General features: G+C 55.3%; 19 protein-coding genes and 1 tRNA gene. 6 read left to right on the top strand and 14 right to left on the bottom strand.

All coding sequences use genetic code 11. The features are described 5' to 3' along the window. Positions 1-44: 44 nt before the first annotated feature. Both ACFPLB_RS07840 and ACFPLB_RS07835 read right to left on the bottom strand, forming a co-directional pair. Positions 45-1,349 carry a glycosyltransferase gene (locus tag ACFPLB_RS07840; protein WP_378228806.1) on the bottom strand — a complete coding sequence of 435 codons (1,305 nt, stop codon included), beginning with the start codon at positions 1,347-1,349 and terminating at the stop codon, positions 45-47. A gap of 13 nt (positions 1,350-1,362) precedes the next feature. Further along, positions 1,363-2,610, bottom strand: coding sequence for a GNAT family N-acetyltransferase (locus ACFPLB_RS07835; protein ID WP_378228805.1), 1,248 nt, complete (start codon positions 2,608-2,610; stop codon positions 1,363-1,365). A 183-nt stretch (positions 2,611-2,793) separates the two neighbouring features. Here ACFPLB_RS07835 and ACFPLB_RS07830 point away from each other — a divergent pair, with 183 nt between their 5' ends. Further along, the gene (locus tag ACFPLB_RS07830; protein WP_378228804.1) at positions 2,794-4,110 is read left to right on the top strand and encodes an oligosaccharide flippase family protein; all 1,317 of its coding nucleotides are present in this window, start codon (positions 2,794-2,796) and stop codon (positions 4,108-4,110) included. Between the two features lie 10 nt (positions 4,111-4,120). On the opposite strand, the gene ACFPLB_RS07825 is transcribed toward ACFPLB_RS07830, so the two are convergent. The 4 genes from ACFPLB_RS07825 to ACFPLB_RS07810 all read right to left on the bottom strand — a co-directional run bounded on the left by ACFPLB_RS07825 (position 4,121) and on the right by ACFPLB_RS07810 (position 11,251). Continuing rightward, positions 4,121-6,091 (bottom strand): GumC family protein, encoded by a 1,971-nt coding sequence (locus tag ACFPLB_RS07825; protein ID WP_378228803.1) that lies wholly within the window; start codon positions 6,089-6,091, stop codon positions 4,121-4,123. Positions 6,092-6,200: 109 nt separating this feature from the next. After that, complete coding sequence (gene galE, locus ACFPLB_RS07820) at positions 6,201-7,196, bottom strand: UDP-glucose 4-epimerase GalE (RefSeq protein ID WP_378228802.1); 996 nt, start codon at positions 7,194-7,196, stop codon at positions 6,201-6,203. Further along, positions 7,193-7,858: a TetR/AcrR family transcriptional regulator gene (locus ACFPLB_RS07815; RefSeq protein ID WP_378228801.1), complete on the bottom strand. Its 666-nt coding sequence runs from the start codon at positions 7,856-7,858 to the stop codon at positions 7,193-7,195. The genes galE and ACFPLB_RS07815 overlap by 4 nt, the downstream gene beginning before the upstream one ends. Before the next feature lie 138 nt (positions 7,859-7,996). Next, entirely contained in the window at positions 7,997-11,251 is a 3,255-nt protein-coding gene (locus tag ACFPLB_RS07810) for a PAS domain S-box protein (RefSeq protein ID WP_378228800.1), read from the bottom strand. 468 nt (positions 11,252-11,719) lie between these two features. Here ACFPLB_RS07810 and ACFPLB_RS07805 point away from each other — a divergent pair. From ACFPLB_RS07805 to ACFPLB_RS07790, 4 genes are all read left to right on the top strand, one after another. Beyond that, a tRNA-His gene (locus ACFPLB_RS07805) sits at positions 11,720-11,796 on the top strand. A 169-nt stretch (positions 11,797-11,965) separates the two neighbouring features. Beyond that, positions 11,966-12,121 carry a hypothetical protein gene (locus tag ACFPLB_RS07800; protein ID WP_378228799.1) on the top strand — a complete coding sequence of 52 codons (156 nt, stop codon included), beginning with the start codon at positions 11,966-11,968 and terminating at the stop codon, positions 12,119-12,121. A gap of 231 nt (positions 12,122-12,352) precedes the next feature. Continuing rightward, a complete protein-coding gene (locus tag ACFPLB_RS07795) occupies positions 12,353-12,616 on the top strand; it encodes a DUF6460 domain-containing protein (protein WP_378228798.1) in 264 nt (87 codons plus the stop codon). Positions 12,617-12,799: 183 nt separating this feature from the next. Beyond that, positions 12,800-14,071, top strand: coding sequence for an MATE family efflux transporter (locus ACFPLB_RS07790; RefSeq protein WP_378228870.1), 1,272 nt, complete (start codon positions 12,800-12,802; stop codon positions 14,069-14,071). Positions 14,072-14,120: 49 nt separating this feature from the next. Here the strand turns inward: ACFPLB_RS07790 and ACFPLB_RS07785 are convergent, their stop codons facing one another. Next, a complete protein-coding gene (locus ACFPLB_RS07785) occupies positions 14,121-15,200 on the bottom strand; it encodes a quinone-dependent dihydroorotate dehydrogenase (protein WP_378228797.1) in 1,080 nt (359 codons plus the stop codon). Positions 15,201-15,202: 2 nt separating this feature from the next. Further along, positions 15,203-15,547 carry a DUF952 domain-containing protein gene (locus ACFPLB_RS07780; RefSeq protein WP_378228796.1) on the bottom strand — a complete coding sequence of 115 codons (345 nt, stop codon included), beginning with the start codon at positions 15,545-15,547 and terminating at the stop codon, positions 15,203-15,205. A 199-nt stretch (positions 15,548-15,746) separates the two neighbouring features. Between ACFPLB_RS07780 and mscL the strand changes: the two genes are divergently transcribed. Then, complete coding sequence (gene mscL / locus ACFPLB_RS07775) at positions 15,747-16,172, top strand: large conductance mechanosensitive channel protein MscL (protein WP_378228795.1); 426 nt, start codon at positions 15,747-15,749, stop codon at positions 16,170-16,172. 220 nt (positions 16,173-16,392) lie between these two features. Here mscL and ACFPLB_RS07770 read toward each other — a convergent pair whose 3' ends face one another. The 6 genes from ACFPLB_RS07770 to ACFPLB_RS07745 form a co-directional block, all read right to left on the bottom strand. Further along, on the bottom strand, positions 16,393-17,619 hold the full coding sequence (locus tag ACFPLB_RS07770) for an NAD(P)/FAD-dependent oxidoreductase (RefSeq protein WP_378228794.1): 1,227 nt from the start codon (positions 17,617-17,619) through the stop codon (positions 16,393-16,395). 58 nt (positions 17,620-17,677) lie between these two features. Further along, positions 17,678-19,210: a YifB family Mg chelatase-like AAA ATPase gene (locus tag ACFPLB_RS07765; RefSeq protein ID WP_378228793.1), complete on the bottom strand. Its 1,533-nt coding sequence runs from the start codon at positions 19,208-19,210 to the stop codon at positions 17,678-17,680. Positions 19,211-19,573: 363 nt separating this feature from the next. Then, a complete protein-coding gene (gene proX, locus ACFPLB_RS07760; protein ID WP_378228792.1) occupies positions 19,574-20,608 on the bottom strand; it encodes a glycine betaine/L-proline ABC transporter substrate-binding protein ProX in 1,035 nt (344 codons plus the stop codon). Between the two features lie 112 nt (positions 20,609-20,720). Continuing rightward, positions 20,721-21,626 (bottom strand): ABC transporter permease, encoded by a 906-nt coding sequence (locus ACFPLB_RS07755; protein WP_378228791.1) that lies wholly within the window; start codon positions 21,624-21,626, stop codon positions 20,721-20,723. Then, a complete protein-coding gene (locus ACFPLB_RS07750) occupies positions 21,623-22,729 on the bottom strand; it encodes a quaternary amine ABC transporter ATP-binding protein (RefSeq protein WP_378228790.1) in 1,107 nt (368 codons plus the stop codon). Before ACFPLB_RS07750 ends, ACFPLB_RS07755 begins: the two co-directional genes overlap by 4 nt. 350 nt (positions 22,730-23,079) lie before the next feature. After that, positions 23,080-24,027, bottom strand: a complete 948-nt coding sequence (locus ACFPLB_RS07745; RefSeq protein ID WP_378228789.1) for a LysR substrate-binding domain-containing protein — start codon at positions 24,025-24,027, stop codon at positions 23,080-23,082. Positions 24,028-24,066 lie beyond the last annotated feature (39 nt).

Below are 24,066 nucleotides of genomic sequence, written 5' to 3'. Positions count from 1 at the left end.
ACAGTCATGGCCCCAAAATACTCTAAGCTCTTATTTTAACCGCATCATGATCCGGCTTCTCCGGCCCCGCCTGCTTTTTTACCCAGATGATCTTCATAAACCTGCTCCACCATATCGGCCAGATGCTGATAATCGCGATTGGCCTTGACCCAGTCCTGGCCCCTTGCCCCCATGGCTTCTGCTTTTTGCGGATCGGCAAACAGCCGCGCCACACCCTGGGCCATAGCCTTACCTGAATAGGCCGTGACAAAACCTGCCCCGCTGCCATGAATGACCTCGTTCTGGTCGTAATGCACAGTTCCCACTACGGGGCGGCCCATAGCCAGATATTCAACCAGTTTTGTCGGTGTCGCCACCTGCTGGGCGGCATCCATCATGAAGGGTGACAGGCACACATCAGCCCGCTTCACCCAGCCTAGCGCTTCGGCCAGCGGCAATTGCCCGGTAAAGATCACACGCTCGCTCAGCCCCATATTCTTGATGCGGGCATCAAGCCGCTGGCGCTCCTTTTCTGCCACCGCACCGATCAGGATCAGCATCGCATCGTGGCCCTCAGCCACCAGTTGCGCCAGCGCATCCACCGCCAGATTGCTCAAAAGGCTCAGGACATTGGCGCACAGATAGGCCATGGTTTTTCGGCCCTCAAGACGCGGGTCCTGCACAGGTTGAATGGAGACCGCATTATAGCGCCCGGTCGTTACACCCATCGGAACAGGCGTCATCTTCTGTGCCGGGACGCCACGAAATCCGAGCCGTTGGCGCATACGATTCGACTGCACGATAACATGATCGCAAAGCGGCAGGGCCAGCCGGTAGAACAAGACATTGCCGACAAGCGCATAAGCAATGCGTATCATGCGCCCCGGCCAGCTCATGGAGTTGAGATTTTGCACCGCATCGCGCAAGCGTGCATCCAGCACCGGATAGCTCATCCAGAACAGGCATGGCGTTCCTGAAATTTTTCCGGCAAGCGCATAGGTAATGGCCCATAGCGGCTGATCCCTGACCTGGATCAGATCATAATGACCACGCGCTGCACGCCATGCCAGCTTCAGCCGAAGAAAGCTTTCTGCAATCCGATAGCGCAGCACGCCAAACCTTTCCGACATCTGGCGGCGGGCCAGATAAAACCGTTCATTGCAAGTCTCCTCCACCCGCGCCGGTCCGTCTGCAACCGGACGCAGGCTCCAGTCGACTTTCAGCCCCCGACCCACAAGATGATTGGAAAACAACTCGACAAGATCGACCCGAAAGGCCGGATAATCATCCGGCGCCACAAATAACAGGCGTGTTTGGTCCAATGCGTTGCGAGCAAGAACCTGCGCCGGGCTTTTTATTGCAGCCGTCATAGTTATTTCCGTCTCAAACTATCTGCGACGATGCACGCCGCGAAATATAGGCTTTTGCCTGCTTCACCCCCCGCCACAGTGCCGGGTTGCGCCGCATCCTGCCTTTCAGTTTCTCGCAAAACCGGAGTGCTGCAACCATGGCCGCACCAAGCGGTGTGAAGGAGGCATAAAGATCATCCAGTTCCTGAATGATATCGCACCAGCTGTCCTTATATTTTTCATAGCCGATTCCAAGATCATAAACACTCAGGCCCCGTTCGCAGCACTGCTGGATATGTTTGTAAAGAAGGGTGCTTCCCGGGCCAAAAGCCGCAAGCTCATCATTGGCATAGGCAGAAAAAAGAATATTGGCACAACCATGGTGAATGGCCGTTCCCTTCACCGCGCGCAATTTGCCTCCCGCAAACAGCCCGGCCATCTGCAAAAGCGGTTCTTCCATACCGATGGATCGTTCTAAAAGTTCATGAAAAAATGCCCGGACCCCCGGCTCTGTAAAACCGTCTGTCTTGCCCTGCATGGCAAGGTTGCGGCACTTATGTTTAAAGAAAAAATCAAGAGCAAGCCGGGCGCGCTCACGATCGCACAGGATCTCACAAGCCAGTTCACCGGCAGCTTTACGCATCTTGCGTTCTTGCCTGCGTATATTTTTCCGGCGTCTGGAACCGCCGGTTCTGGCCAGAATGGTCGCAAAGTCATCTGCCAGATCAAAGCAATAGCCTTCCGTGGGTGAAGGACACGCCTGAAGTCCCGTCAAAGGCTGGGCCAGACCATTATGGGATTTTGGTGTCCTTTGCAGAAAGGCGCAATCCACATCTGTCAGCACCTGACCAAGCATTGCCTTGATCTGCGCCCCCTGAAGCTGCGCCATCGCTGCTGCACCCTGCCTGCTCCACAGGCCGAAATTATAACCGGCATGATCGCCACCGATCCATGTCGCCATGCGCACCGGACCGCGTTTTACAATTTGCAAAGGCAAGATGAACGCTGCATCCCCATTCAGCCGCCCCAGCACAATGGCCGGACACGCATTCACATGAGGCAGAACATGCGCGATATTGGCATCCACCCATTCATAGCGCTGAAAAACAGTTGTAATGCCGCTTGTTTCCAGTTCACGCCATTCCTGTTCAATATCTGCCGGTCGTTCAAACCGCTCAAGCGTGATGGCAGAAACTGCTGGATTGACCTTGCCTGCACCGGCCGTCACATATGAGGCTGTATCTGCCCGTGACGCCATATTTTCCAAAGCTCCAGATGTCATGAAAATCTGCCTGTCCGGCCATGCGAACAAGGATTATATGAACCAAAACATATTCCGGTTAAAAAACAACCAAGTTACCATAAATACGTCATTGCAAGACTATCTGCCAACCAGTTCTGTCTTATCAAGTTGTTGTGATGTCATGAAATGGTTCAGGAAAAGTGCGGTGCGGAAAAAGAACATATGCAACCCTTGAGAAAATTGCTGCACCGCTCCGCCGATCTGAAAACCTTTGGCTTTGGACTTCTCTGGTCGACACTGGGCAGCGTCGCAATCCGGCTGACGCCGCTGATCACCACCATTCTGATCTCGCACTGGTTCGGCATCGAATCCGTGGGCACATTTGCCGTCACCTATGGAACGCTGATGTCGGCCAGCATGCTGGCCGCCACCGGCGTCAGCCTGATGGCCACGCGCAACATTGCCGCCACGGTCAAAACCGACCCCGAAACAGCCGGACGCCTTGCCGGAATGGCTGTGCTTCTGGCAGGGGCTGCGGGCCTGATATTGGCATTGGCCGTCTATCAGTTTTCAGATGCCATCGCCCGGCATATCCTCAAGCAGCCGGAACTGGCCTATTATCTGCGCATCATTTCGCCTCTTATCGCCATCAGCGCGTTCAATAATGTGCAGGCCGCCATTCTAAAAGGTCTGCAACTCTTCAAGGCAACAGCCCGGATCGACACGATCATGGGCCTGCTGATGATCATAGCGGTTCCTTCGGGCCTTTATCTTTACGGGCTGACAGGCGGGTTTGTCGCCCTTGGCCTTGCCTATCTGGCCGGCTCCACGATTATTTCACCTGCAATGCTAGCGGGTCTGCGCGCACACAATGTCCGGTTTTCATTTCGCGGCTCGCTGTCGCAATGGCCGATGATCACCCGCTTTGCCATACCGGCCCTGCTGGCCAGCCTGTTGTTTGAGCCGGTCAACTGGATCTGTACGACCATCATCGTCAATCAGCCCAACGGGCTTGAGCAGGTTGGCCTTTACTTCATTGCCATACAGCTTGAAGCCCTGCTTTTATTTGCACCCCAGATTGTGGTTCAGGTGCTGATCCCGATGCTTTCGACAGGTTTTGCCGAGCATGACAGGCGCCGCATACGCACCATACTGGCAATGAGCATTGGCACCAATCTTGTCATTGCCGCAGGCTTTGTTGCCGTGATGATGCTGTTTGGCGACTGGTTCTTGCTGCTGTTCAAGCTCGACCCGGCCCGCGACTGGCCAATCTTCATGATCGTGGTTTTTGCTGCGGCCATCATTTCAGGCGCACTGCCGCTTGGACAGGTTCCCGTCTCTTCCGGCCATATGTGGACCGGACTTTTGATCACCGGTGGCTGGGCCGCAACCTTTATTATCGGCACTTGGCTGTTACAGGATCAGGGCGCAAAAGGCATCGTCATTGCGCGTGCTGTGGCATGGGGCCTGCAAACACTGGTCTATCTGGCTTTCACACGCTTCGTCATGTCCCGCATGAAACAGATATCGGTGGTTTAGAACAATATCTTTATCCCAAACTGGTTCTTAAGTTCGGGATACTGGCTTTAATAAGAAAAACAGCCACCACCCCGTCATTGGACAGGGCCTGCGCCATGCGCTGCTCCTGAGCATCGGCCTTCTCGGCGCGCATCACAAGGGCGGCCTTGCGTGTTGCTTCAGCGGCAATGCGGGCGGCAAGGCTGTGTTCAGCCTCCAGCTCACCGATATTGACGATCACATCATCATATTCTGCGGCAATCGCCTCCAGCACATTGCTCACAGCCTCACGCGACAGGCGCGCCTGTGCAGGCAGCCGCCCTGCATTGAGCCTGTGCAGGGAACCATCCTGATCAGCCTTGAGCGCACCAAAGGCCGTAATTTCCCCCAATGCGATTTCGGCAAGTCCGGGATCATCTTGCGGTGCGTCCGCCGCCAGATCCACAAAAATGGCGCTGCGCCCGCGCAACAATGCCCCTTGCGCTATTTCCAGCGCACCGGCGCGCACCATTTCAGGCGTTCCAAGCGTTGTCACCAGCATCAATCCATCAACAACCGTGTCTTTCCCCTTGCGTGCTGTTGTTGGCACCAGGCGCGGATCGCGCCCCAGCAATCCGGCAAACAGGTCCTGCAATATCGCAGCAAGAACCCCGACAAACAGGCCCATGACAATGGCGGCCAGCAACATCGGCACTTTCGGCGGGAAGGAAGGAGAAACCGGCACACCAGCCTCGGCAATGACACGCGCCGTGCGAGCCGCAATGTCTTCCTGCTGGGTAATTTCCTGTCCCCGGACAAGAAAAGATTCATACACCAGCCGGATGGATTGCGCCTCGCGCTCCAGTTCCCGCAATTTGATAAGGTTTTCATTGGTGGCGAAAGTTTCGTCACGCGCCCTTTGCATGGCTCCGTCAATGCTGTTGAGCGCATCAACCGCAATCCGGTTGTCGTCACGCGCAGCCGCCACCAGCCGCTCGCTTTCTTCACGGATGGCCGTTTCGGCCTGTGCCACCTCCTGCACGGCGGCTGTCACACGTGGATGGCGCGGACCCAGCACATTTTGCAAATCGGCAAGACGTTGACGCGCATCGGCAAGGCGTGTGCGCAGCGCCCCCATGGCGCTTCCAGCATCGGCAGCAGTTGCCCCGACATAGCCGCGTGTTTCCAGTCCCTCTTCCAGAACCTGCAAGCGCGCTGCCGTTTCATTGACGCGGGCCAGCGCTTCCGACTGGCGCGCACTCAAATCTGTCAGCCGCCGCTCGCCTAAAAGCTGCCCTTCCGTTTGCGATATGTTATGCTCGCGCTTGAAGGTCTCAACCCGTGCTTCGGCCTCATTGAGCTGAAGCTGCAATTCACTCAAGCGACCGCGAATGGCAAGGCTGACATCGCGTACGGAATTTGCGGCAAAAGCAATCTGATCGGCCACATAGGCTTGTGCAATCGCATTGGCTAGCCTTGCCGTCTTGACCGCATCGGGCTGGCTTACCGTAATATCGATGACATAGGTATTATCACGGCGCGACACCTCAAGCGCCTTGGCCAGATGCGCCAGCGCAGCACTAAAGGCACGCTCCTTGTCAGCAGCTTCGTCCACAAGTCCGGAGGCTGGTTCAGAACCGGATTCAGGGTCGAGTTCGGGGTTAAATTCCGGGTCAGACACCAGATCAAGATCGCGCACGACACGGCCCAGAACAGTCTCGGAGGCAATCACCTCGATCTGGCTGTCAACCAGCGCCATATCGGAGCCGACACCTTGCTGGATAATTTCATTTTGCACGACGCGCTGCTCACGCGGGTCGATGAGGATACGCGCAGTCGCGCTATAGCGCGGGGTCACAAAGGACAGCGCAAACCAGGCCAGAGCCGGAAAAGCGACAAGGCAAAAGAGGATCGTCCACCGGCGTCGCCACAACGTCCGGCCAAGGCCGTAAAGATCAATACTGCTATCGACCCGGTCAGCCTGCGGAGAACGGTCAGACCTGTCGCCTGAAAGAAATGCCATGCCTATGAGCTCCGAAAAGCAACCACGGCACTTTGCCTGATGGTAAACAAGTGATGCGCAAACAGGCTTAAAATCAGGTTAAGCCTGCTTGCCTACTACGTTTTAAATATCAATTGCAGGCAGAATTCATGGTCTGCAACCGCCGCTCCCACGCCAAAGCATCCGTGACAATCAGATCAAGGTCATCGCGTTGCGGGATCCAGCCAAATTCATGACGCGCCAGATCCGAATTGGCGACCACGGAAGCGGCATCACCTGCACGGCGCGGCCCTTTGCGCACGTCAAAATCTTGGCCAAAAACGCGGCGCACCGCGGCAATCACGTCCAGCACCGAATAGCCATGGCCATATCCGCAATTGGCGATGAGGCTTTTGCCACCCTCACGCAAGCGCTGCAAGGCCAGCCTGTGCGCCCGGGCCAGATCGCTGACATGGATATAATCACGCACACAAGTGCCGTCCGGCGTTTCATAATCATCGCCATAGACCTGCATGAACGGCCGCTTGCCCAGCGCCGTCTCGCAGGCCACCTTGATCAGATGGGTAGCGCCGGGGGTTGATTGTCCGGTGCGCCCTTTTGGATCGGCGCCCGCCACATTGAAATAACGTAGCGCCGTATAGCGCAAATCATGGGCGGCGGCTGCATCACGCAACATCCATTCGCTCATCAGCTTGGAGCGGCCATAAGGCGATTCCGGTTCCAGTGGCGCATTTTCCTGCACCGGTTCGGCGCCAGTGCCGCCATAAACGGCAGCCGTCGAGGAAAAGATGAAATGACCAACGCCGTGCCTGACCGCCGCCTCAATCAGGGTCCGTGTCTTGCAGGTGTTGTTTTGATAATAGGTCAGCGGATCAGCCACCGATTCAGGCACGACAATCGACCCGGCAAAATGGATGACCGCATCGACCCCATAGTCACGCATCAGGCTGCCAACCAGGTCGCTATTGGCTATATCGCCCTCGATCAGGGTCCCTTCGGGCGCCACCGCCCAGTCAAACCCTTTTGACAGATTATCGAGCACCACAACGCGCTCACCCGCATCAAGCAGTTCCCACACCATATGGCTGCCAATATAACCAGCCCCGCCAGTCACCAGAACCGTCATGTCAACTCCTGCCCTGATGTTGATTTCCCGCCTGTCGGGAGCGGCGACAGACCATGAACGTAAAGTTGTTCCAGAAAACGGGCAGCATCATCAAAACGCTCATCTCCATCGTGGCCATGGCCAAGCACAGTGCGCACCTGAACATCGAAATCTGCATAATGCTGGGTGGTTGCCCAGAGCGAGAAAATCAGATGGTAAGGATTGGTGCGCACCATATGCCCCGCCTCCATCCAGGCTTCAAGTACCCCCACCTTTTCATCGACCAATGGCTTGAGCATTTTTTGCAATATGTCGAGCGTGTGGGGTGCGCCTTGCAAAATCTCATTGGTAAACAAGCGCCCCTCACGCGGAAAATCGCGCGCCATATCGATCTTGCGTCTTATATAGGCACGCAATTCCGATAGGGGATCACCTTCAGGATCAAGATCGCGCAAGGGTTGCAACCAGTCATCCAGCAATCGCTGAATCAACTGGATATGGATCGTTTCCTTGTTTTTGAAATAATAAAGCAGGTTGGGCTTTGACATGTCCGCTGCAACGGCAATCTGATCAATGGTTGAGCCACGAAAGCCATGGGTTGAAAAAACCTCAAGGGCTGCTTCCAGAATTTTTTCACGCCTGCGGGCCTGAATGCGCGTTAGCGGATGAGAGGGCTTTGTCACACTCAACTCCCATTCTCCCCCGATTCAGTCTGATCATGCATGACAAGCTATATGCTATGGCAGCCTGTTGATACGAGCCCATATACACAATAATGCGTTAAAGGCAGATTTTTTCGACCCTTTTGCAGTTGGACAGGATTATCCGGCCAGCACCCGCACAGAGGGAAAAGCCACTTCAACAAGTGTGCCCTCACCCGGGGTCGAGGTGATGGTAAAATGCGCACGATTGGCTTCAACCATCGCCTTTGTCAGCGGCAGGCCAAGGCCGGTGCCATCACCCCGGCCTCGCTTGAGCGTATTGAGCTGCCTGAAAGGTTTGAGCGCCTGTTCAATTTCCGCCTGCGTCATGCCAATGCCCGTATCGCGAACCCGCATGACGACATCGCCGGAAGTTTCATAGGCCGTGGACACGATCACCTGTCCGCCCGCTTGCGTATAGCGAACCGCATTGGACAGGATATTGAGGGCAATCTGGCGTACACTGCGCAAATCAGCCACCACTTCAGGCAATTGCGAGGCAAAACTGGAGCGAATGATAACACGCTCACGATTGGCCTGTGGCTGCATCAATGTAACGGTTTCAGCCAGCGTGTCATTGAGCGACACCGCCTCATAATCCATCTCCTGCTGCCCGGCCTCGATCTTGGAAATGTCGAGCAAATCATTGACCAGATCCAGCACATGATTGCCCGACCGGTTGATATCGCGCAGATAATCGCGATAGCGGTCATTGGCGACAGGGCCGAATTTCTCGTCCATCATCAATTCGGAAAAGCCGATAATGGCATTAAGCGGCGTGCGAATTTCATGGCTGATGCGGGCCAGAAAATCACTTTTCTGAGACGATGTCCGCTCTGCCAGGGCGCGTGCCTGTGTCAGATCCTCCTCGGTGCGCTTCCATTGCGTAATATCGCGCACCACCGCACAAAATCCGCTGCCACCAGGCAGGCGGCCAATGGTCATGAAAAGGGGAATAAAACGCCCCTGCGCCTCACGACCAATCACTTCACGCCCATCATTCAAGACACTGGCCACGCCCGGCTCGCTTAAACCCGCCAGATATTCTTGCGCCACACGCTGGCTTTCAATGGCGAATAAAGAGGCAAAAGGCTTGCCTATGACCTCATCATTATCAAAGCCGAACAAGGCTTCTGCGGGCCTGCTCAATGAGTCGATACGACCATCGCAGCCGATCAGAACGACACCATCCGTGGCCGTGTCAATGATGGTGCGCATTTCGCTGATACGAGCCTTGAGTTCAGCAATATCAACCTGTGCGGCCAAATTGGCGGGAGGCAAAACAGCCTCAACCCCGCCGGGAGCGGCTTTTTCCTCGCATCGGCGCAACACCAGAAGCAGGGCTGTCCGATGCTGCCACTGGACGGAACGCAAAATTGCCTCAACCGGAAGTTCGCCGCCATCCTTGCGGTGCAAAAACAGTGCGTGGCGAGCCTCATCGGGGCCGGTTTTGCTTGCATCCAACGGGTCCTCATAAGGATCGGTAAACAGCGCGCCCAGCCCACCGGCCGCAATCAGTTCTGCAAGTGTGGCATAGCCGGTAAGTGCAAAAAACTCTTCATTGGCATAGTGCAGCACATCGCCAGAATGAACCAGCAATGGCACCGGCAACCGCTCCAGAATACTGGTATCGGGCGCACCGGCCTCAATCTTGCCAGCATCTGCAAGAGGGCTATCGGATGCAGCCGCTTCCGTCTTTTCCAATGCAGCATCAGGATAATGGTCCTCTGCCCGTGCATCCTGAAAATCTGCAAATGCAATGCTGTCATCGTCTTTAAGGATTTTTTCCTCTTCAGGCCATTTTGATCCCGTATCGGCAATATCTTCGGTTACATCTGCACTGGCAGCATTATCCTTTCGCAGCCGCCTGGCAATCTCGCGAAACGCATGACGCTCGGCAGAAGAAAGCCCGCCATTTTTTACCGGCTGTTCCGGGACGGATTTTTCGGGCTGTTCCGGGATGGGCGGCGCAAGCGGTGTTTTTTGGCGCGCAATGGCGGGCTCCTCAACCAGCCTTATGATCTTGTCACTGATCCGGCGCACAGGATGTGGGGATAAAGCCAATGCCGGGGCCTCGCCCTTGAACGGGTCAGCCCCTCCCCCTTCCAGAACAGGTTCAGCCGCAGAAGCCGATGACGCATTGGGCACCAGCGCCAGTCCGATCCGTTCCGGGTCCGGCCCGGCCTCCGCCATACGGATAACCCCAAATCCGCGAAACCCTTCAAACTCACGGGCACGGTTATAGACAGGCAAGGCCGCCAGATCGACAGGAACACGCAAGCTGGTGCCAGCCATCGGCCACAGGACCGAACGGCCCGACCATGTATCCTGACGCTCCAGCAGGTCACCAACCTCACCGGACGGATCAAAACCAAAGGCTTTGGCCACATCCCGGAAGCGTCGGCCAATCACATCGCCTGAAGGCCCCCCCAGCGCCGCTGCAAATTCATCAGAAAGAGACAGGAACCGCCCCTGTGCATCGGTGCGCCAGACAAAGCGTATGGAGGCAGCCTTTACCGGTGCTGCTGCCGGCGCCTGATCCTTCACTTTGGTGACGGGCTGTATGTCATCGGTAAGATACCAATGACCAGGGCGGGTATTCGTCTTTTCCGAGCGCTGGACGGGTGCAACAGGCGCCGCTGTGGTCCCGTCAGCAACGGCCTCTGTGGCCCCATCAGTGACCACATCTGTGGCGACATCTGTGGCGGCGTCACCTTCATCGACCACCACCAGAAGATGCCGCTCCGGATCATCGCTCAGACGCGCAATTCCGGCCGGGAATGTTTTTGCGCCAATCCGCAGCAGTCGCTTGACCAAACGGTTATCTTCACCGGCCACCTCTGCAACCAGTCCGGCCAGAACAGGCGCTGCAATGCCAAGACCGGCAAAACCGGCAGAAGCCGCCTCGACCTTGCCCTGCCCATCTATGAAGGCAAGAAACTGTGCATCTGTGTCAAAACCACCCAGCGCATGCGGGTCAGGCGTCATTGAGGTCTTGTCGTCATCCGCCATCACCGGCGCCACAAGCAAAATAGCCCTCTCGCCATCCGGCAGGCTGATGCTGCTGGCAAGCAGCGCTGCCGTTTCACCCGACAGGCCCGCAGTCAGGCGCACCAGAAGCGGGCGATTCTCCCCAATGTCAGGAAAGCCGCTGGTGGCCGCAATCTGGCGGCGGGCAATTGGCGGAAGGCCCGCTTCGGCGCCAATTGCTGCATCAATAGTTTGATGCCCAAACAACACCGCACCTGGACCATTTGCCCACAGGACATGTTCAAGATCGACCGACAGAATAACCATCGCATCCCCGGCGGCAAAGCGTGTCCGGACCATGTCCAGCACAATCAGGTCAAGGAAGGAATAGTTGGCAGGCGACATAAAGGTAACGGCTCCCCCCCAATGTGGGAAAACTGGAAATTAACACTTTATTAGTAAAAGGCTGGCAAGCCCGCGTCCAGAGTTTCAGACATCAGATGCCGGAATCCTGCCTGCGTGGTTAATAGGGTCAGCAATAAGGCCCCACGGCCCAAAGCCCTCTACAGCTTCTGAAATCAGGCTTTTTTACAAAAGATATTTCAGTTGATGCCGGGAAAAAGCATTTTATCCACCTCCAACGAGACAAAAAATGCTTTAGAGTATTTCTTGTTTTTATGAAAACATGGCGAAACACTCTAAGCTCTTGTTTTAGCCGCATTTGTGCGACGCCAGATGGTATCATCTGGCTGCAAAATGCTCTGGAGCTATCTTTTCCTTCTCATATGGCTTGAATTGGAATCCATTAAACCGTATTGACGGCATCGTTGGAAGCCTGCATTGCAAAACGGCCGGTTTCCAGACCGGCTTTGTGCCGTTGTAGCTCAGTTGGTTAGAGCGCCGGATTGTGGATCCGGAGGTCCCTGGTTCGAGCCCAGGCAACGGTACCACCACTTTTTCTCAACATATCAGCCCATATGCAGCTTCATGCGCGCAAGCACATTGCCTTACACGGCAATTGAATATGGACCTCACACAGTAACTGCATATGGTCTCATATCATTGAATATTCAGACAATAAGCCCTATATATACAATGTATTTTGTGGAGTTTATCTGAATGCTGGATTCAATACCTGAGAAAAAAGAGAGCAGAGCAGAGAGAACCGACCGGATTGCGCGTGAACTCATCAACGCAAAGCGATCTGAAATCGACAAAAAAACTGCCCGCCTTCGCAATATTAGACTTCAAATGGAACAGATAGACAAAATTTAGTCTTTTAATGACTGAGATCTTGTTGTTCTTTTGATTTCAACCCAATTATAGTTCGCAACATGCCCAGACCCGGACAAAACCATCTGAGTGCAACATGCAAAAAGGCTCTGCCCTGTGCAGAGCCTTTTGCATTTTAGCATCTTCCAAGCCGGGTTTTGCTTGCCGACCCTGTCAGGCTCGCTTATCTGATGAAGGCTTCAGATAAGTAAGCCCGAATTAAAGGAGAAGCCTTTGTCTGCTCTTACCCGCCTTCTTGGCGATACGCCTTTGCGTATTCTGGCAAAGCTGCTGATTCTTTCGTTTCTGGTCGGGCTGGTCATGAGCGCCTTTGGCTGGTCGCCTTATGACATTTTCCTGGCCATTAAAAATTTCTTCCTCGACATATGGAATCTCGGCTTTCGCGCCATCGACCGCATTCTGGGCTATATTCTGCTTGGAGCGGCAATCGTGATCCCTGTTTTCCTCCTCATCCGGCTTGCCAATTACCGCAAATAACGGATTACGGTTCAAATTGAACATTGCCTGCCTTGCGCTTCAACCTGCTGTTTCAGCGCACTTTGCAGACCACAAAGCCGTCGCGGTATCGAGGATTAAGACAGCGTGAACACCCAGACGCAACAATTGCCGCAACAGGCCTTTACTGTCTCGAACAAGACAGTGCTGGCCATTGCCGTGCCAATGACGCTTGCCTATTTGACGACGCCGCTCTTGGGACTGACCGACACGGCAATTATCGGTCAATATGGCGATGCAGCCCTGCTTGGCGGACTGGCGGCGGGCGCGCTGGTGTTCGACTTTGTTTTTTCAACATTCAATTTTCTGCGCGCGGGCACGACCGGGCTTGTGGCTCAGGCTTTTGGCGCGGGAAATATAGCCGAAGAACAGGCCATATTCTGGCGCGCTTTCTTCATTGCCCTGCTACTTGGCATTGTCATTGCCATATCCGCCCCATTGATCGCCATGGGCGGCATCCGTTTTCTAGGCGCAGAAGCGCAGGTCAACCAGGCACTTGACACCTATGTCCGCATCCGGATGTTGAGTGCTCCTTTTGCCCTCGTCAATTATGCAATACTGGGCTATCTGCTGGGTCGGGGCGATGGAAAGACAGCATTGGCGCTGCAAATCCTGCTCAATGGCACCAATATCGGCCTGTCATTGCTGTTTGGTCTCTATCTTGGCTGGAACGTGGCTGGTGTGGCCTGGGGCACGGTTGGCGGCGAACTGATCACGATGCTTGCCGGGCTTGCCATTGTGCTGGCGCGCTTTCGGCACAGCCCGCACATCAATCTTGCCCACATCGCCAATATAGCTGCCATCAGACGCATGATGGTGCTGAACCGCGACATCATGATCCGTTCCTTTGCGCTGCTGGCAGCCTTTGCCCTGTTTACCCGGCAAGGCGCGCAATTTGACACGGTCACGCTGGCGGCCAATGCGGTGCTGATCAATTTCTTTCTCACCGTCTCCTTCTTTCTTGACGGCTTTGCTGCCGCAGCAGAACAGCTTACCGGGCGCGCAGTCGGCGCCCAAAACCGCATGGCCTTTCGTCAGGCGGTCAAACTATGCGCGCTTTGGGGATTCATGCTTGCAGGCATTGCCACAGGAACCGTGCTCTTGTGGGGCAATGATCTGATCGCCTTCCTCACCACAGCCGAAGATGTGCGCGAACTGGCGGCAGACTTTCTGCCCTGGGCTGCCTTGACCGCACTGAGCGCCGTGCTTGCCTTTGAAATGGATGGCATCTTCATCGGCGGCACATGGTCTGTCGATATGCGCAACGCCATGCTTTTATCGCTGGCCACATTCATCATTGCCATGGTGGTGTTGACGCCACTATTTGGCAATCACGGCCTGTGGGCAGCACTTCACCTGTTTCTGCTGATGCGCGGGTTGAGCCTGCTTGTCCTGTTGCCGGGGCGTGTGCGCAGCACTTTCAGCCACCCTGCATAAGAAACACCTTGCCGTCCGATGACTGCCTTTGACACAAGCATAAATGAAGTTAAAGCAAGGATTTATCAGCCCAGGCATCAAGTTTGCTGTCACGCAATTCACGCACATTGCTGTGACCATCCCTTGCCAGAAATTTGACCATATCCGCAGCAATACGGGCAGGCAGCGAGGGGCCGGCAAAGATCATGCCGGTATAAAGCTGAACGAGATCTGCCCCGGCGCGGATCTTTTCCAGCGCCGTTTCTGCAGAATTGACGCCGCCCACGCCGATAATGGCAATTTCAGACCCAAGCAGCTTGCGCATTTTAGCCAGAACAATGGTGGAGCGCTCAAACAACACTTTTCCAGACAAGCCACCTGCCTCGCCAGCCACAGCACCACTTTTCAGTGGTGGCCTTGAAACGGTGGTGTTGGAGACAATGACCCCTTCAATGCCACTTTGCAAAATCGCTGCTGCAATATCTTCCAGTTCGGCCTCAACCAGATCGGGGGCGATCTTGAGAAAGACCGGGGGCTTTGCCAAAGCCGTTTCACGCGCGGCCATCAACCGCGACAAAAGCTCGGCAAGCTGTTTACCTGCCTGCATATTGCGCAGGCCCGGCGTGTTGGGTGAGGAGATATTGGCGGTCAGATATGAAGCAAAAGGCGCAAAATTCACCACGCCGCGCTCATAATCGGCGATGCGATCGCTGCTGTCCTTGTTTGCACCGATATTGACGCCGATAATGCCGCCTTTGCCCTGACGGGCGACAAGCCGCTGTTTTGCAACCTCATGACCTTCATTGTTGAAGCCAAGCCGGTTGATGACCGCCTCATCATCCACCAGCCGGAAAATGCGCGGGCGCGCATTGCCGGGCTGCGCCAGCGGCGTCACGGTTCCCACCTCGGCAAACCCAAAACCAAGCCCCAGCAGCGCATCAGGCACTTCGGCATTTTTGTCATAACCAGCGGCCATGCCAAGCGGATTGGGAAAGTCGAGCCCACACAGGCGCACCTGCAATCTTGGGTCACGCACAGGCCGCGCGCCAACGGGCAAACCACAGCGCAAAGCAGCAATTGACAGGCCATGGGCCGTTTCAGGATCAATGGAAAACAGTAATTTCCTGCTGATTGCATCCAGTACGCTCATGTTTAATCCAGCTCCGGAAATTGATGGCTGCCATCCGCAGCAAGCGGCAAGGGCTGCACCCACAGCACACTCTTGACCGGCAGGCTTGCATAAAGATGCGGAAACAATGCGCCCGCGCGGGACACTTCCCAGCGCAGCGCCTCTCCCAATGCCGCTCCATCCACTGCCACCAGCAAAAGATCATCTTGCCCGTAAAAATGCCTGGCGGCAGTCTCAGACACCTGTTGTGCGGTTGAAAAATGAATATAGCCATCGGCAAGATCGACCGGGGCGCCGATAAAATTGCCGCTGCGTTCGGCTTCAAGCCACAGCGTGCGCGGCACAATTTTGTAGATAAGTTTTTGCATGAAAGGCCTATAGAGCATTTTGCAGCCAGATGGAAAGTGCCGCGCGAGCCTGCCTTCCATGCACGATGAGCATAAAATATTCTGGCGGATACACGAATGAAGCTTTATCTATCGCTTGCGGCATATCTTGCACTGTCAGACAATCTTGCCTGACTGAAAATACGCTGGAGGCCTGTGCCGCATTTATCTGGAGAGGGAAATGCTGAAAGAATTTCAGGAATTTATTTCCAAAGGCAATGTGATGGACCTTGCCGTTGGTGTGATCATCGGCGGCGCCTTTGGCGGCATTGTCGATTCGCTGGTCAATGACATCATCATGCCGATTGTCGGCGCTATTTTTGGTGGTCTTGATTTCAACAACTACTTTCTGGCGCTGTCTTCAAATGTCACGGCAACGTCACTTGAGGCTGCCAAGCAGCAGGGCGCAGTGTTTGCCTATGGGTCATTCCTGACCGTGCTGTTGAACTTCTTAATCCTGGCCTGGATCATCTTTTTGATGGTGAAGGGCGTCAATAATATGCGCCGCCGCCTCGAAGCAGAGCCTGCCGCGGCAGAAGCAGCGCCACCGCCGCCCGATGTTGCATTGCTGACCGAAATCCGCGATCTGCTGGCTCGCAGCAAATAATTATCAACACGGGCTTTTAGAGCGTGTCGCAATCTTTCAGATTCACGCAACCCGCTTTAAGCCTTTGTTTTTACGCATGCCATTATCCTGAAACTGGTTCTCAAGTCTCGGGAGACAGGCTTTAGAGCATTTTGCAGCCAGACAAAGCGTCTGGCTGCAAAAGCTTTGTTTATACGCATGGTTTTATCCAAAAAAACCTGCAACTTTTCAGGATCATGCTTTAACCTGCCTTTGCCAATAATCCCTTCATCGCGTTATTGCCTTGCAAAACAAGGTTGCGGTCCGGGAAAAGCCCGGCGGCCATCATTTTACGGCCCAGCATGTGGTCGGCCGGACGGTTGACGGACTCAATCGCCACCAACCGCTCACCCGCAAAATGATAGGCGGAAAAGCTGTTTTCCTGACGCTCCCCGACAACAAGATGATTGTCAGCGCCCGTATTCAGTCCCACCATTTGCAACTTCATGTCACCAATATCCGACCAGAACCACGGCACAGCCTTATAGGTTTCTGACCCGCCAGCAATGATCTGTGCCGCCAGACGCGCCTGATCGGTGGCATTTTGCACCGATTCCAGCCGCACATCCTGACCGGTGAGCCAATGGCGGTAGGAGGCCACATCGCCCACGGCAAATATTTCCGCAACACGACTGCGCATTTGCCCATCAACACGAACGCCATTTGCAACAGCAATCCCTGCCTGTTCTGCCAGTTCGACATTGGGGACCACCCCAACTCCGACAATAACCAGTTGCGCTGGCAGGCGCTCACCAGCAGATGTAATAGCGGCTGTGACATAGCCATTTTCTCCCTCCAGCCGACTTACCGTCATACCGGTGAGAATCCGCACGCCCAGATCGGCAAAGCGCTGGCGCACATGCTCACCAATCGGTTGCGCCACCACACGCCCCAGCAGCCTGTCGGCAGCCTCAATCACAGTAACATTGCGGCCCGCAGCCTGTAATGTTGCAGCAATTTCCAGCCCGATAAAGCCGCCGCCCAACACCACCACATCAGCAGAAGCATCACTTTTCAGACGAATAAGACGCGCGTCCTCAATCTCACGCAAGGAAACCACCCCCGCCAGATCAGCCCCCTCAACAGACAATCTGCGTGGACGCGATCCCGTCGCCAGAACCAGTCGATCGAAGGCCAATGGTGCGGCTTGCGCAAATTCAAGGCGACGGCTGGCAAGGTCGATACGGGTCACATGCAGCCCGGGGCGAAAGTCGATATGGTTGCTTGCATAAAAATTCTCGCCACGCAGCAATTGCGGACCGGCCTGCGCATCCTTGATGAAGGTTTTGGACAAGGGCGGCTTGTGATAGGGCAACTCATTTTCCTTGCCGATCAGCACCACCGGCTCATCATAGCCTGCCTCGCGCAAGCTGGCGGCGGTCTGGACCCCGGCATGACCTGCGCCAATAATAAGCGTACCCTTCTTCATCGCGACACCAGCTTTCAGCACTCTTGTTTTAACCGCATTTATGCGACCCCACCACCTGTCACGCGGCCCGCGCCATATGCTGGCTGTCCATACGATAGGAAATGGCTTCTGCCAAATGGATGCGCAACACGGTTGCACTTCCGTCAAGATCAGCCAATGTGCGCGCCACTTTTAAAATACGATGATAGGCCCGACCGGAAAAACCAAGTTTTTCACTGGCACTTTGCAAGAGCGCAACCCCCGCAGGATCAGGTACAGCCACCTCCTCAATCAGCGAAGGCGGGCATTGCGCATTGGTCAGCACACCAGCAGCCCCCGCATTTTCAAACCTCTGGCGCTGAATACTGCGCGCCTGCGCCACGCGCATGGCGACAGAAGCGCTGGTTTCAGACTTTCCCGGCCGGATCAGATCCGCTGCTGAAACAGCAGGCACTTCAACTCTCAGGTCAATACGATCAAGCAGCGGGCCGGAAATGCGGGCCTGATATTCGGTGCGGCAACGTTCTCCGCGCGCGCAGCGAAATCCGGGTTCACCCGCCATACCGCAGCGGCATGGGTTCATGGCTGCAACAAGCTGTATATTTGCCGGATAGCTGACACGGTGATTGGCTCGCGCAATCATGCAGGACCCGGTTTCCAAAGGCTGGCGCAAGGCATCAAGCGTCTGCGGTGAAAATTCGGGAAATTCATCAAGAAACAAGACGCCATGATGAGCCAGCGAAATCTCGCCGGGCCGGGCGCGCAACCCGCCGCCCACCAATGCAGCCATCGAGGCTGAATGATGCGGCGCGCGAAATGGCCGCCGATCTGTCAATTGCCCGCCCGGCAGTTCACCGGCAACGGAGGCAATCATCGACACTTCCAGCAATTCGCGTGGCGACAATGGCGGCAGAATGGAGGGCAGGCGCTGAGCCAGCATGGATTTTCCAGAGCCCGGCGGCCCGACCATCAGCAGATTATGTCCCCCTGCCGCGGCCAATTCCAATGCACGCCGGGCGCTTTCCTGTCCCTTGATGTCGGCAAGATCCGGCAGATCCGCTCCGCTGGCGCGCACACCCGGTTCAGGGCGCGACAACAATTGCGTGCCTCGAAAATGATTGGCCAGTGCAATCAGGCTGCGCGGCGCTAAAATATCAATTTTACTGCCAGCCCAGGCGGCCTCCGGTCCGCATTCATGGGGGCAGATCAAGCCTTTTTCATCCCCATTGGCAGCCATTGCCGCTGGCAAGGCTCCCGACACGCCGGCAATGGTGCCATCAAGCGATAATTCACCAAGCACCACATAGGTTGAAAGACACTCGGCAGGAATAACACCCATTGCCGCCATCAATCCAAGCGCAATGGGCAGATCATAATGGCTGCCTTCCTTGGGCAGATCGGCGGGAGCCAGATTGACTGTCACCCGCTTGGCGGGCATGGACAGGCCCGAAGCATGCAAGGCAGCCTGCACCCGCTCGCGGCTTTCAGCAACCGCCTTATCCGGCAGGCCGACAATGGACATGCCAACCTTGCCGGGCGCAACCATGACCTGAACATCAACAGCTACGGCTTGAATTCCCTGAAATGCAACCGTGCGCACGCGTGAAACCATGTCCCGCCCTACCGTAGATGAAAGCGTGCCGCTTTTCTTTGAAGATTCACACGACCCACTTTAAGCCTTTGTTTTTATGCATGTCTTTATCTCGATAACCGGTTCTCGATCTCAAGAGACAAGCTTTAGAGTATTTCTGGTATCCACAAAACAAATGAAAAGCCCCTGCCTTGACAGTGAAGCATAAAACACCTCACCCCACAAGAACATTTCAGGAACAAATTCACCTTTCGGGTGAAAAACAGTTGTATCAGGTTGAAAAAAGAGAACCTTTGTTCTTTTTACGCATAAAGAAATAAAGAAAAGGCCGACAGTTTTTGACTGTCGGCCTCCTGAAACAGTCAGGCGAGATACAGCCCGGTTTTACTGGGCGGCAGCCTTGGCGGCATCAATCCAGCCGTCAAATTTTTCCTGATTGGCCTTGATCCACTCATCCGCCTGTCTCTCAAGATCAGCCGGCTTGTCGGCACCTTCATACATCTGGGCGTTTTGCGCAAAGATGTCTTCAATCGGGATGCTCATTTCTTCAAGCAGCTTTTTAGCGGCCGGGTTTTTCTCCAGAAACTCATTATTGGCGACAACCTGAATATCATTGGCGGGCCAGCCCATCTGGCATGGATTGCTGGCACAGCCCGTCACGTCAGGAATGGCGGTCTGTGATTCCATTTCCTTCTGGTCTTCCGGCAGCGACGGCGTTTCAACCTCCAGCCAGACCACATCCTCACCCGGTTTCAACATGCCAACCGTCCAGTTCGGGGTCCAGGTATAGAAGAAGATCGGCTTGCCCTCCTCATAGCGGCTGACAGCATCGGCCATCGAGGCTGAATAAGAGGCTGTGATCGGCGCCACCGTATCGCCCAGCCCATAGGCTTCCATCTGGTGGGTGATGGTCAGTTCACAGCCCCAGCCGGGCGGGCAGGCAACCAGATCGGCCTTGCCATCGCCATTGCTGTCAAACAGCTTGGCAATCTCAGGATTTTTGAAATCCTCGATCTTGCCGATATTGTGCTCTTCAGCCGTTTTCTTGTCGATCAGATAGCCCTGCAAGGCGCCGCCCTTGGCAACATAGCCGACCGTGCTGCCCTTGCCTTCAATCTCTTCCAGATAGGTGTTGTGCAGCGGGAACCAGCCGCTTGCCCAAAAATCCATGTCGCCTTGCGCCAGCGCCTGATAGAAGGGCGGGTTGTCAAGCGCTGTCGGCTCATTGACCGTATAGCCAAGCGCTTCCATAGCCTTTTTATAGATCTGCGCCTGAAACCATTCCGTGTCCCAGGTGGGCTGGCCCATGCGTACAGTTGTTCCCTCACCCGGCAGTGACTGCGCAACCAGTGGCGAAACGCTCAGCGACAAGGCTGCCATGGCAGCTGCAACGCTATAAAAAATCTTGTTTCCAGTCATATCCAGTTTCTCCCTGTTTTCCGATGTGGGATCACGCAAGTTCAAGAATGATCCCGGTATGTTTTCTCCTTTGCACCGGCGCGGCTTTCTCAAGTGCGCCGCTGCAAACTTATCAGCCGCTTGCCCTCTTCCGGTCAGGACTGTTGTCACCAAGCGCCTGAGTGACGCGGTCAAGAATGATCGCCATCAGCACAATGCCCAGCCCGCCAACACTGGCATAGCCGACATCAAGCCGACCAAGGCCGGTATTGACGATAAGCCCGAGGCCACCTGCACCGATCAGCGCGCCGATCACGGCCATGGAAAGCGCCAGCATCAAGGTCTGGTTTACCCCGGTCATGATGGTGCGCAAGGCCAGCGGCAATTGAATTTCCCACAAGATCTGGCGCGAGGTGGACCCGAACGCACGCCCTGCCTCCACCAGTTCGCCCTGCACCTGCCTGATACCCAGATTGGTAAGACGCACCAATGGCGGCAAGGCAAAAATGATGGTGGCGATCACAGCCGGAACCATGCCGACCCCGAACAGCATGACGATCGGCACCAGATAGACAAAAGAGGGAATGGTCTGCATCACATCCAGTATGGGGCGGATGATGGCCGCAGCCCGGTCGCTGCGCGCAGCCAGAATGCCAGCCGGGATTCCGACAATGATGCAGAAAACAACCGCTGTAATGATCATTGCCAGCGTAATCATGGTCTCGCGCCAGATGCCGATCCAGTCAAGCAGCAACAAGGATACCAGCGCGAATATGGCCACTCCGCGCCCGGCTGCGCGCCAGGCACCCAGCACGACCAGAACCAGAATGACGGCAAAGGGAATGGCCAGCAACATGCCTTGCAGATTGTCCAGAAGCATCTGGATCGGCATTTGCATAACCCGAAAAACAGGCCGCAGGACCGGCACCAGCCACCCCTTGACGAAGTCTTGAATCCAGCTGTCGAGCGGCAATGCACCATAATGTGAAGGCCGGGCCAGATCGGTAATCGCGCGCAATGTGCTTATGCTATCGGTCATGGCGACACCCCTTCCTGCGACATCCTTTCCTGCCCGGCAAGAACTGCCGTCATGTCCATTGCATCAAAACACCCTTCCAGACTGCCATCGCCACCCCGAACGACAACCGGCTTGCCATCTGCAACAAGGCTGAAGGCTTCATGCAAGGGACGGTGGCCTTCAATGGTTGCAGCCCCTCCCTCAACCAACGCCTCAAGTGCGGCTTGATCAACTGTTTTCCGGATGGCGGTTCGCACCGGCAGCACCCGACCCCGATCAATGTCGTGGGTAAAGGCTGCCACATAATCATCGGCCGGGTTAAGCACGATCTGCGCCGGTTTTCCGACCTGCGACAGCCGCCCGTCTTTCATCACCGCAACATGATCACCCAGCGTCAGCGCCTCGTTAAGATCATGGGTGATGAAAATGATGGTGGTTTTATAGCGGCGCTGCAATTCAATCAGTTCACCTTGCATATCCCGCCGGATCAGCGGATCAAGTGCACTGAACGGCTCATCCATAAGCAGGATTTCAGGATCGAGCGCCAATGCACGGGCCAGGCCCACACGTTGCTGCATGCCGCCGCTCAGATTATGCGGATAGCGATCCCCCCAACCGGCAAGGCCAACATTTTCCAATGTTTTCAGTGCTTTTTCGCGCCGCTCCGCTTTGCCCATGCCCCGCATCTTAAGGCCATATTCGACATTTTCAGCAACAGTGCGATGTGGCAGCAAGGCAAAATGCTGGAACACCATGGTGATCTTGCCAAGCCGCAATTCACGCAGACGCGCTTCCGAAGCCTGAAGAATATCCTCGCCGTCAATTTCGATCGTGCCGACCGTCGGATCATGCAGGCGGTTCAGGCAGCGCACCAGCGTGGATTTTCCTGAACCCGACAGGCCCATGACAACAAAAATCTCGCCCACCTCAACAGAGAAGGACACGTTATCAATGGCCAGCACGGCACCGGTTTCTTTAAGAATTTCGGTCTTGGAAACATTTTGCTGCGCCAGTTCCAGCGCCTCTTTGGCCCTATCGCCAAATGCCTTGCTGACCCCACGAACCTCAATGCGGCAGGGGGCTTTTGATGTTTCAGAAGAGTTTGAAGGTTGCTTTGCGTGCATCAATCATACGCCCTCTTGAGCCATGGAAGGAACGGCAAACACGCTCATAAGGGTACAGACAAATGCCTGAACAGCCCGTTTGAAAATTTTAGTGCTCATTGCACCTGAGAAGATGCGCCAAGCACCAGACAACGTCCGGTTTTCGGCTTTCCTTCGAGAGAAAAAGCCTGATTTTGATACAAGGATAGTGCGTCTCCTCACCATTTCATGCCCCAATGCTCATCCCGGGTTCCCGTCCGGTCAGATTGATTTTGGGGGTATGATTTCAATCTTGTCTTTAGCTTGTAAACCCCAAGACCCCTAATGATAAACATTACAAAAAGTAATGCAACCCGCAATGAAAGTAACCTTTATTCCTCAAGTACAGATGCCGTCTGGGACCCGGTCAGGCCCGGTTGCTCGCGTTCCTTACGGATCCAGCGCAAAAAAGCCTCAACCTGAGGTTTCAGAGGCTGGCCATTGCGCAGCACCACATAATAGGCCTCGCGGGTGCGTAGCGACTCGGCTGTAACCCGCACCAGCCGGTCTTGCTGCAAAAGGTCATGAACCAGCCGGTTCCAGCCGAGCGCAATGCCTTCACCGCGCATCGCAGCATGAATTGCATCCGTATAAAAGCTGCAACTGAGCGTCACATTGAGCGGTGCAGCCCCATGCCCGAAGGCGTTGAGCCAACGGCTCCAGCCCACCCAGCTCGGATCTGCCGAGCCGCTGGCAATCAGGCTGTGATTGACCAGATCCGCCACACAGTCGGGCAAGCCATGCGCTTCCAGATAAGCAGGGCTGCATACAGGAAAAATATCGTCAGAAAACAACAGGGTCGAGCGGCCATCGGGCCAATTGCCGACACCATAGCGAATCGCAATATCGGCATCCTCGCGGATCAGATTGACATTGGTATCCTGACTGATGACTTTAAGGCGGATTTCAGGGTGAAGACGGCGAAAATCTGAAATTTTGGGCAGCAGCCAGAAATGCGAAAATGCCACCGAGGCCGAGATCACCAGTTCACCGGAACCGGTTTCAGACGTCAGTGACTGCACGGTGCGCGTAATGGTGCCCAGCGCCTCCGACATGGATTTCGACAATATCTGGCCGCGTTCCGTCAATTCTATGGCGCGATGCAGGCGCTTGAAAAGCTGAAAGCCAAGATTTTGCTCCAGCGCCTGCACCTGCCGGCTGACGGCGGCTTGCGTGATGCCAAGCTCAACCGCAGCGCGCGTAAAGCTGAGCTGGCGGGCAGCGGCTTCAAACACCACCAGCGACGTCATGGGCGGAAGCTGACGGCGAAAACCGGACATGAAGCTGCCTTATGCCTGAAAAGACCCATGATGGGACGG

This window comes from Aquamicrobium segne (assembly GCF_042656785.1).
In the GTDB taxonomy this organism is placed as follows: Bacteria; Pseudomonadota; Alphaproteobacteria; order Rhizobiales; family Rhizobiaceae; genus Mesorhizobium; species Mesorhizobium segne.
The sequence above is the reverse complement of the archived record's forward strand: the minus strand, read 5'-3'. Positions and strand labels throughout refer to the sequence as shown.